Raw genomic sequence first — 6,762 nt, 5'->3', positions numbered from 1 at the left:
GTCGGGGCAGCCGAGCACCACACCGGGCAGCGGGGCGCCGGTCAGCCGGCGGTAGGCGGCCAGCAGCTCGGCCAGGCGGGCGGCGGGGGTGCGATGCGCCTGGCCGTCGCCGTCCTCGAAGACCAGCGTGTGCCCCTCGCGGCGACAGACCAGATGCAGTACGTCCGGGCGTACGGTGAGGATCCGCCGCAGATCGGTGGCGGCCGCGGCGGGGCACCGGTCCACCGTCAGCACGCCCCGCGCGGCCCGCTGGACCGCGGCTAACTCCTGGGACCCGGGGGCGGCGCCGGTCACCAGCACCCGCCGCAGACCGCCGCCGCCCGGCTCCCGTAAGGCGGCGCGGAAGACCGCGTTGTGCGGATAGGTGACACAGGCGGCGGCCAGGAGGCGCAGCCGGCCGTCCGCGATCCGGTCCGCGGCCACCGCGCGGGCCACCGCGGACCAGAACTCCCCGGCGGTGGTGCCGGTCGCCGCCGGGATGTGCCCGGCGGTCAGGCCCGCCCTGCGCAGCAGCGCCACGGCGGACGGGCCGGGCGGGAAGACCCGCGCCAACTCCCGGATCTCCTCGGTCGTCAGCGCCGGATGTCCGTCCCCGTCCTGGCCGTCCACCGTTCCGCCTCGCTCCTTGCCTGTGCTCGTACCGCTGGTGCCCCCGCCCCCGTATCTACTGATCCGCGGTGAGGTGCAGCGGTTCCTCGAGCTCCTCCCGGAAGCGGTGCAGGGTGTGCCCCTCCCGCACCGTCGCGCCCACCGCGACCGCCGCCCGGCTCACCGCGGCGCGCGGTGCCCGCACCACCATGGCCAGCCGGTAGGTCCCGCCGATGCGCGCCGCCGAGGTGTGCCGGATCTCCCAGCCCGGATCGGAGCGCAGCTCACGCCGCGCCTCCAGGAGGACCCGCTCGCCGTACGCGGTGTGCGGAACCTCCCGGAAGCCGAGCCGCGGGCCGAGATGGGCCGCGGGCGCCGGTGCGGTGGCCTTGGCCTCGGCGGTGAGCCGGCGCGGGGTCATGGACCAGGCCACCGGCTGGAAGACCGTGGTGCCCCGCCGCACCGGTTCGGCCGTGAGCGTGACATCGAGATTGACCGAGTGCAGGGCGGGGTCCGGCGCGTCCCGGGCGCAGGTCACCGACAGATGCACCAGGTGGTAGACGGCGTTGTCGGCCTCGGTCCGCAGGAAGTCCCGGAGCTCCGGATCCGGTTCGACGAGCTCCGTCGTCACCGGTAAGGCCACCGGCCCGCCCAGGATCACCCGCCCGGCCAGCCTCGGGTCGCTGGGCTGAGGTGTCTCCTCGGACAACAGGGACAGTTCACGTTCGGGAAGTTCGGGGAGAATGACATCGATCATTTCGTGCCCCCTTCGCGGCTCAGGAGTGGTATAGCGCCTCGACCTCGACGGCGTATGCCTGTTCGATGGCCTTTCGCTTCAGCTTCAGCGACGGCGTCAGGAGACCATGCTCCTCGGAGAACTGCGCGGCAAGTATCCGGAAGGTACGAATCGACTCCGCCTGGGAGACGGTGGTGTTCGCCGCCACCACCGCGCGCCGGATCTCGGTCTCCAGATCGGGGTCCCGGACCAGGTCGCCCGGCGGCAGCTCCGGCTTGCCGCGCATCGTCAGCCAGTGCGCGACCGCCTCCGAGTCCAGGGTGACCAGCGCCGCGATATACGGCCGGTCGTTGCCGACCACGATGCACTGGGCGACCAGCGGATGGGCCCGCACCCGCTCCTCCAGGCCGCCGGGGGAGACCGACTTGCCGCTGGAGGTCACCAGGATCTCCTTCTTCCGCCCGGTGATGGTGAGATAGCCGTCGTCGTCCAGCGTGCCCAGGTCGCCGGTGGCGAGCCAGCCGTCGCGCAGCACCGCGTCGGTCGCCTTGGGGTCGCCCAGATAGCCCTCGAAGACCTGGCCGCCGCGCACCCATACCTCGCCGTCGTCGGCGAGATGCACCGTGGTGCCGGGGATCGGCACGCCGACCGTGCCGAACCGGGTCTGCTCGGGCGGGTTGGCGGTGGCGGCGGCGGTGGACTCGGTGAGGCCGTAGCCCTCGTAGATGGTGACGCCCGCGCCCGCGAAGAACAGCCCCAGCCGCCGCTCCATGCCCGAGCCGCCCGACATCGCGTGCCGGACCCGGCCGCCCATCGCGGCGCGCACCTTGCCGTACACGGCCTTCTCGAAGAACTGATGCTGCATGCGCAGCGCGGCGCCCGGACCCGGCCCGGTGCCGAACGCCTTGGCCTCCAGCGCCTCCGCGTACCGCACCGCCACGTCCACGGCCTTCTCGAAGACCCCGGCCTTGCCCTCCGCCTCGGCCTTGCGGCGCGCCGCCGCGAACACCTTCTCGAAGATGTACGGCACCGCGAGGATGAAGGTCGGCCGGAAGGTCTTCAGATCGGGCAGCAGTGCGGCGGCCGAGAGCCTGGGCTGATGCCCGAGCTTGACCTTGCCGCGGATGGCGGCGACTTCGACCATCCGGCCGAAGACATGGGCGAGCGGCAGGAAGAGCAGGGTGGCGGCCTCGTCGCCGCGCTTGGAGTGGAAGGCTTCCTCGTACCGCTCGACGATGTTGTCGCACTCGGCCATCAGATTGGCGTGGGTGATCACGCAGCCCTTGGGGCGGCCGGTGGTGCCCGAGGTGTAGATGATGGTCGCGGGCTGCTCGGGGGTCACGGCCAGCCGGTGCCGCTCGACCAGATCGTCCTCGACCGACTCCCCGGCCGCCAGCAACTCCTCCAGCGCCCCCGCGTCCAACTGCCACAGCCGCTTCAGATGCGGCAGCCGGCCGACCACCGAGCCGACCGTCATGGCGTGGTCCTCATGCTCCACGACACAGGCGGAGACCCCCGCGTCATGCAGCATCCAGCAGACCTGCTCGGCGGAGGAGGTGGGGTAGAGGGGGACGCTCTGGGCGCCCAGGGTCCACAGCGCGAAGTCGAAGAGCGTCCATTCGTAGCGGGTGGGGCACATGATCGCGACGCGGTCGCCGAACCGGACGCCCTGGGTCAACAGCCCTTTGGCGAGCGCCGTCACCTCGTCCCGGAACTGGCCCGCGGTCACGTCCTGCCAGCGGCCATCCGCCGTCTTGCGTGCCAGCGCCACCCGGTGGGGATCGGCGTCCGCATGGTCGAAGACGGCATCCGCCAGTCCTCCGGCCTGGGGCGCCGTCGCCATCGGGGGGACGGTGAACTCGCGCAATACCTGCTCCTTGAAGCCGCTGGGCACAGCGCCGCGACCGTACCCGATCCGGCCCGGATGCGGGAGAGGTGTTTTGTGCCCGGAACGCACGGAATGCCGGGCGGCGTGTAAGGTGAAAGAGGGTCAATCAGGCGCCGACGAGGGCGGATTGCGTGGAGTCTGGTCCTATGCGCCGCGTGTGTGGCTCATATGTAACGGTCTTCTGCACGAAATCTCTCCGATCGTGGCACAGGCCCGGCCAGGATCGCGGCGGCGAGTCGCTCCGCGGCGGCGTGCGAGGCGCCGTCCTGCCGCCGCTTTCCGTACAACAGTACGAAATCCACCGGGCCGAGATCGGGCAGCCCGGCCCGTTCGGGGACCGGCGCCAGGCCCGGCGGAATCAGGCCATGGGTGTGTGCCATCACCCCGAGCCCGGCACGCGCCGCCGCGACCAGCCCGTTGAGACTGCCGCTGGTGCACACGATCCGCCATGACCTGCCGTGCCGCTCCAGCACATCCAGGGCGCGGGCCCGGGTCAGCCCGGGTGGCGGAAAGACGATCAGGGGGAGCGGACGGTCCGGATCAAGCCGCAGCCGCTCGGCGCCGATCCACACGAGCTGGTCCCGCCACACGAGCTGGCCGCCCGGCCTCTCCTCGGACCGCTTGGCCAGCACCAGATCCAGCTTGCCCGCCTCCAGCCGCTCATGCAGCGTGCCCGACAGCTCGACGGTGAGCTCCAGATCCACCTCGGGGTGATCGCGGCGGAACCCCTCCAGGATCTCCGGCAGCCGGGTCACCACGAAGTCCTCCGAGGCGCCGAAGCGCAGCCGGCCGCGCAGCCGGGTGCCCCGGAACCAGCTCGCCGCCCGTTCGTTCGCCTCCAGGATCGAGCGGGCGAACCCCAGCATCGCCTCGCCGTCCTCGGTCAGCTCCACCCCGTGGGTGTCCCGGGTGAAGAGCTGCCGCCCCACGGCCGCCTCCAGCTTGCGCACCTGCTGGCTCACGGTGGACTGGCGCACCCCGAGGCGGTCGGCGGCCTGGGTGAAGCTGAGGGTCTGGGACACCGCGAGAAACGTCCGGAGCTGGGCGGGGTCGTACATGGGGCCACTGTATGCCGAGGTCCGGGGCCCATCACGGAATGCGATGGCAGTCAGAGCGGTATGCAGGATTCCCGATGGCCTTGATCCGGAGCACTATGGACGGGGCCCCGTCCGTGTCCATGCCAGTCCATGCCAGTCCGCCAGTCCATGCCAGCCAGCGCCGGATGAGAAAGAGCGAGAAAGAGAACGAATGCCGCACCGCCCGCACCGCCCGCAACTCCTCCGCAAGATCGCCCTTCCCTCCTGGCTCCCGCTGGACGGCTTCATCCTCGGACTCATCGGCACCGTGGCGCTCGCCGCGCTGCTCCCGGTCAGCGGCCGGGCCGCCACCGTTACCGACGGGGCCACCACGGTCGCGGTCGCCTTCCTCTTCTTCCTCTATGGCGCCCGGCTCTCCACCCGTGAGGCGCTGGACGGAGTGCGCCACTGGCGGCTCCACCTGACCGTGCTGGTCTGCACCTTCGTCATCTTCCCGGCCCTCGGCCTCGCCGCGCGCGGCCTGGTGCCGTACGTGCTCACGCATCCCCTCTACACTGGGCTGCTCTTCCTGTGCCTGGTACCCTCCACGGTCCAGTCCTCCATCGCCTTCACCTCGATCGCCCGGGGCAATGTCGCCGCCGCGATCTGCGCGGGCTCCTTCTCCAGCCTGCTCGGCGTGGTCGTCACCCCGGTGCTTGCCGCACTGCTGCTGGGCGGCAGCGGCGGCGGCTTCTCGGCCGACTCGATGGTCAAGATCGCGCTCCAGTTGCTGGCCCCCTTCCTCGCCGGTCAGCTCCTGCGCCGCTGGATCGGCGGCTTCATCTCCCGCCACCGGGCCGTGCTGCGCCTGGTCGACCGCGGCTCGGTGCTGCTCGTGGTCTACGCGGCGTTCAGCGAGGGCATGACCCGGGGCATCTGGCACCAGGTCACCCCGGCCCGGCTGGCGATCCTCCTCGGCGTCGAGGCGGTCCTGCTCGCGGTGATGCTCACGCTCACCGCGTACGGCTCACGGAAGCTGGGCTTCGTCCGCGAGGACCGGATCACCATCGTCTTCGCGGGTTCGAAGAAGAGCCTGGCCGCCGGGCTGCCGATGGCCAGCGTGCTCTTCGGCGCCCAGGCGAGCCTGGCGGTGCTGCCGCTGATGCTCTTCCACCAGATGCAGCTCATGGTCTGCGCGGTCCTGGCCCGCCGCTACGCGGCGCGGGCGCCGGAGGCGGCGGTGACGGAGGCGGCGGTGACAGGCGCCAAGACGGGACCGGAGGCCGCTCGGGCTCGTACGGACAGCGCGGACAACACCGCACTGACCCGCGTCTGACGCCTGCCGTCAGCTTCCGGCGGTCTGGTCTCCGGCGGTCTGTTGTCAGACCCCTCTGGGAGGCTTCGGACATGACGACGCCGACGCTTCAGCTAACCATCGACTGTGCCGAGCCACGCCGGATGGTGGCCTTCTGGGCCGAGGCCCTGGGCTATGTGCCCGAGCCCCCGCCCGGCGGCCATGCCACCTGGCGGGAGTACTGGGCGGACATGGGGGTGCCCGCGGAGGAGCTGCCCCCGGGGGTCGGGGAGACCCCGGAGTCCATCGTGGATCCGGAGGGGCAGGGTCCGAGGGTGTGGTTCCAGCAGGTTCCGGAGTCGAAGGTCACCAAGAACCGGCTGCATCTGGATCTGAAGGTGGGCGGCGGGCGCGATGTGCCCCTGGCGGTCCGCACCGAGCGGGTCACCGCGACCGTGGACCGGCTGAAGGGCGCCGGGGCCACGGTGCAGCGGATCATGGACGAGCCGGGGATGGAGTACTACGCGGTGGTGCTCCAGGACCCGGAAGGCAATGAGTTCTGTGTGGTCTAGCCGTGGATGAACGCTAGTCGTGGTGTCACCGCACGCGGTCCAGGGGGAGGTGGACGAGGACGCCGGAGCGGTGGTCGTCGAGCGGGGCATTGAACTCGCGGACGCGCCGCAGTTCGGTGTCGGTCAGCGCGCGGCCGTACAGGCGGAACTCATCGAGATCGCCGGTCATATGGGAGCGGCCGTCCACGGCCTGGCCGAGGTGGAGGCCGAAGGGCGCGGTGCGGCTCACGGTGCCCGGGGCATCGGGGGCGGTGACGGCGGTGCCGCCGTCGACAGTGAGGGAGAGCCGTCCGCCGCTGCGGGTCAGGGCGAGGTGATGCCACTGCCCGTCGTTGTACGCGGCGTCGGTGGACACCGAGGCGCTGGTGAAGGTGGAGAAGCCGTTGACCGTCGTCATCAGCGCCCGGATCCGGTTGCTCCCGGGCTCACCGCGCAGCCAGACCTGCGGCTGTTTGGTGCCGATCCCGCCCATCCACAGGAACGGATGCTGCCCGGAGGCGGCCGAATAGCGGAACCACAGGCTCACCGTGAAGTCGCGGGTGCCCAGCGGCAGGGCGGTCCGGTACGGGACACGTACCGCGTCGTCCGTGCCGTCGAAGGACAGCCCGCCGCCGAAGCGGCCGTCGCCGCGCGCCGCCGCGCCGCCGAGCACGGTCGCGGACCGGGCG

General features: G+C 71.6%; 7 protein-coding genes. 2 read left to right on the top strand and 5 right to left on the bottom strand.

Translation table 11 applies throughout. The annotated features are described in order from the left end of the window. The 4 genes from KN815_RS44715 to KN815_RS44700 form a co-directional block, all read right to left on the bottom strand. The coding region (locus KN815_RS44715) for an effector-associated domain EAD1-containing protein (RefSeq protein WP_216347537.1) at nt 1-609 on the bottom strand (609 nt) is incomplete at its 3' end. A gap of 55 nt (nt 610-664) precedes the next feature. Beyond that, nucleotides 665-1,345, bottom strand: coding sequence for a hypothetical protein (locus tag KN815_RS44710; protein WP_216347536.1), 681 nt, complete (start codon nt 1,343-1,345; stop codon nt 665-667). A gap of 19 nt (nt 1,346-1,364) precedes the next feature. Next, entirely contained in the window at nt 1,365-3,191 is a 1,827-nt protein-coding gene (locus KN815_RS44705) for an AMP-dependent synthetase/ligase (protein WP_216347538.1), read from the bottom strand. Nucleotides 3,192-3,376: 185 nt separating this feature from the next. Next, entirely contained in the window at nt 3,377-4,270 is an 894-nt protein-coding gene (locus tag KN815_RS44700; RefSeq protein ID WP_216347535.1) for a LysR substrate-binding domain-containing protein, read from the bottom strand. A gap of 190 nt (nt 4,271-4,460) precedes the next feature. Between KN815_RS44700 and KN815_RS44695 the strand changes: the two genes are divergently transcribed. Continuing rightward, the gene (locus KN815_RS44695; protein ID WP_216347534.1) at nt 4,461-5,564 is read left to right on the top strand and encodes a bile acid:sodium symporter family protein; all 1,104 of its coding nucleotides are present in this window, start codon (nt 4,461-4,463) and stop codon (nt 5,562-5,564) included. A gap of 71 nt (nt 5,565-5,635) precedes the next feature. Next, the gene (locus tag KN815_RS44690) at nt 5,636-6,094 is read left to right on the top strand and encodes a VOC family protein (RefSeq protein WP_216347533.1); all 459 of its coding nucleotides are present in this window, start codon (nt 5,636-5,638) and stop codon (nt 6,092-6,094) included. A gap of 25 nt (nt 6,095-6,119) precedes the next feature. Here the strand turns inward: KN815_RS44690 and KN815_RS44685 are convergent. After that, on the bottom strand, nt 6,120-6,762 hold a 643-nt coding region (locus KN815_RS44685; RefSeq protein WP_216347532.1), incomplete at its 5' end, for a LamG domain-containing protein.

The sequence above is a fragment of the Streptomyces niphimycinicus genome (genome assembly GCF_018883605.1).
GTDB classification, from domain to species: Bacteria; Actinomycetota; Actinomycetes; order Streptomycetales; family Streptomycetaceae; genus Streptomyces; species Streptomyces niphimycinicus.
Note: the sequence above shows the minus strand (reverse complement) of the source record. Positions and strands in the feature narration are given on the sequence as shown.

Excerpts from the sequence above, each read along its gene's own strand:
- KN815_RS44710 (WP_216347536.1), bottom strand. The coding sequence starts at position 1,345 with ATGATCGATGTCATTCTCCCCGAACTTCCCGAACGTGAACTGTCCCTG.
- KN815_RS44690 (WP_216347533.1), top strand. The coding sequence starts at position 5,636 with ATGACGACGCCGACGCTTCAGCTAACCATCGACTGTGCCGAGCCACGC.
- KN815_RS44695 (WP_216347534.1), top strand. The coding sequence starts at position 4,461 with ATGCCGCACCGCCCGCACCGCCCGCAACTCCTCCGCAAGATCGCCCTT.
- KN815_RS44700 (WP_216347535.1), bottom strand. The coding sequence starts at position 4,270 with ATGTACGACCCCGCCCAGCTCCGGACGTTTCTCGCGGTGTCCCAGACC.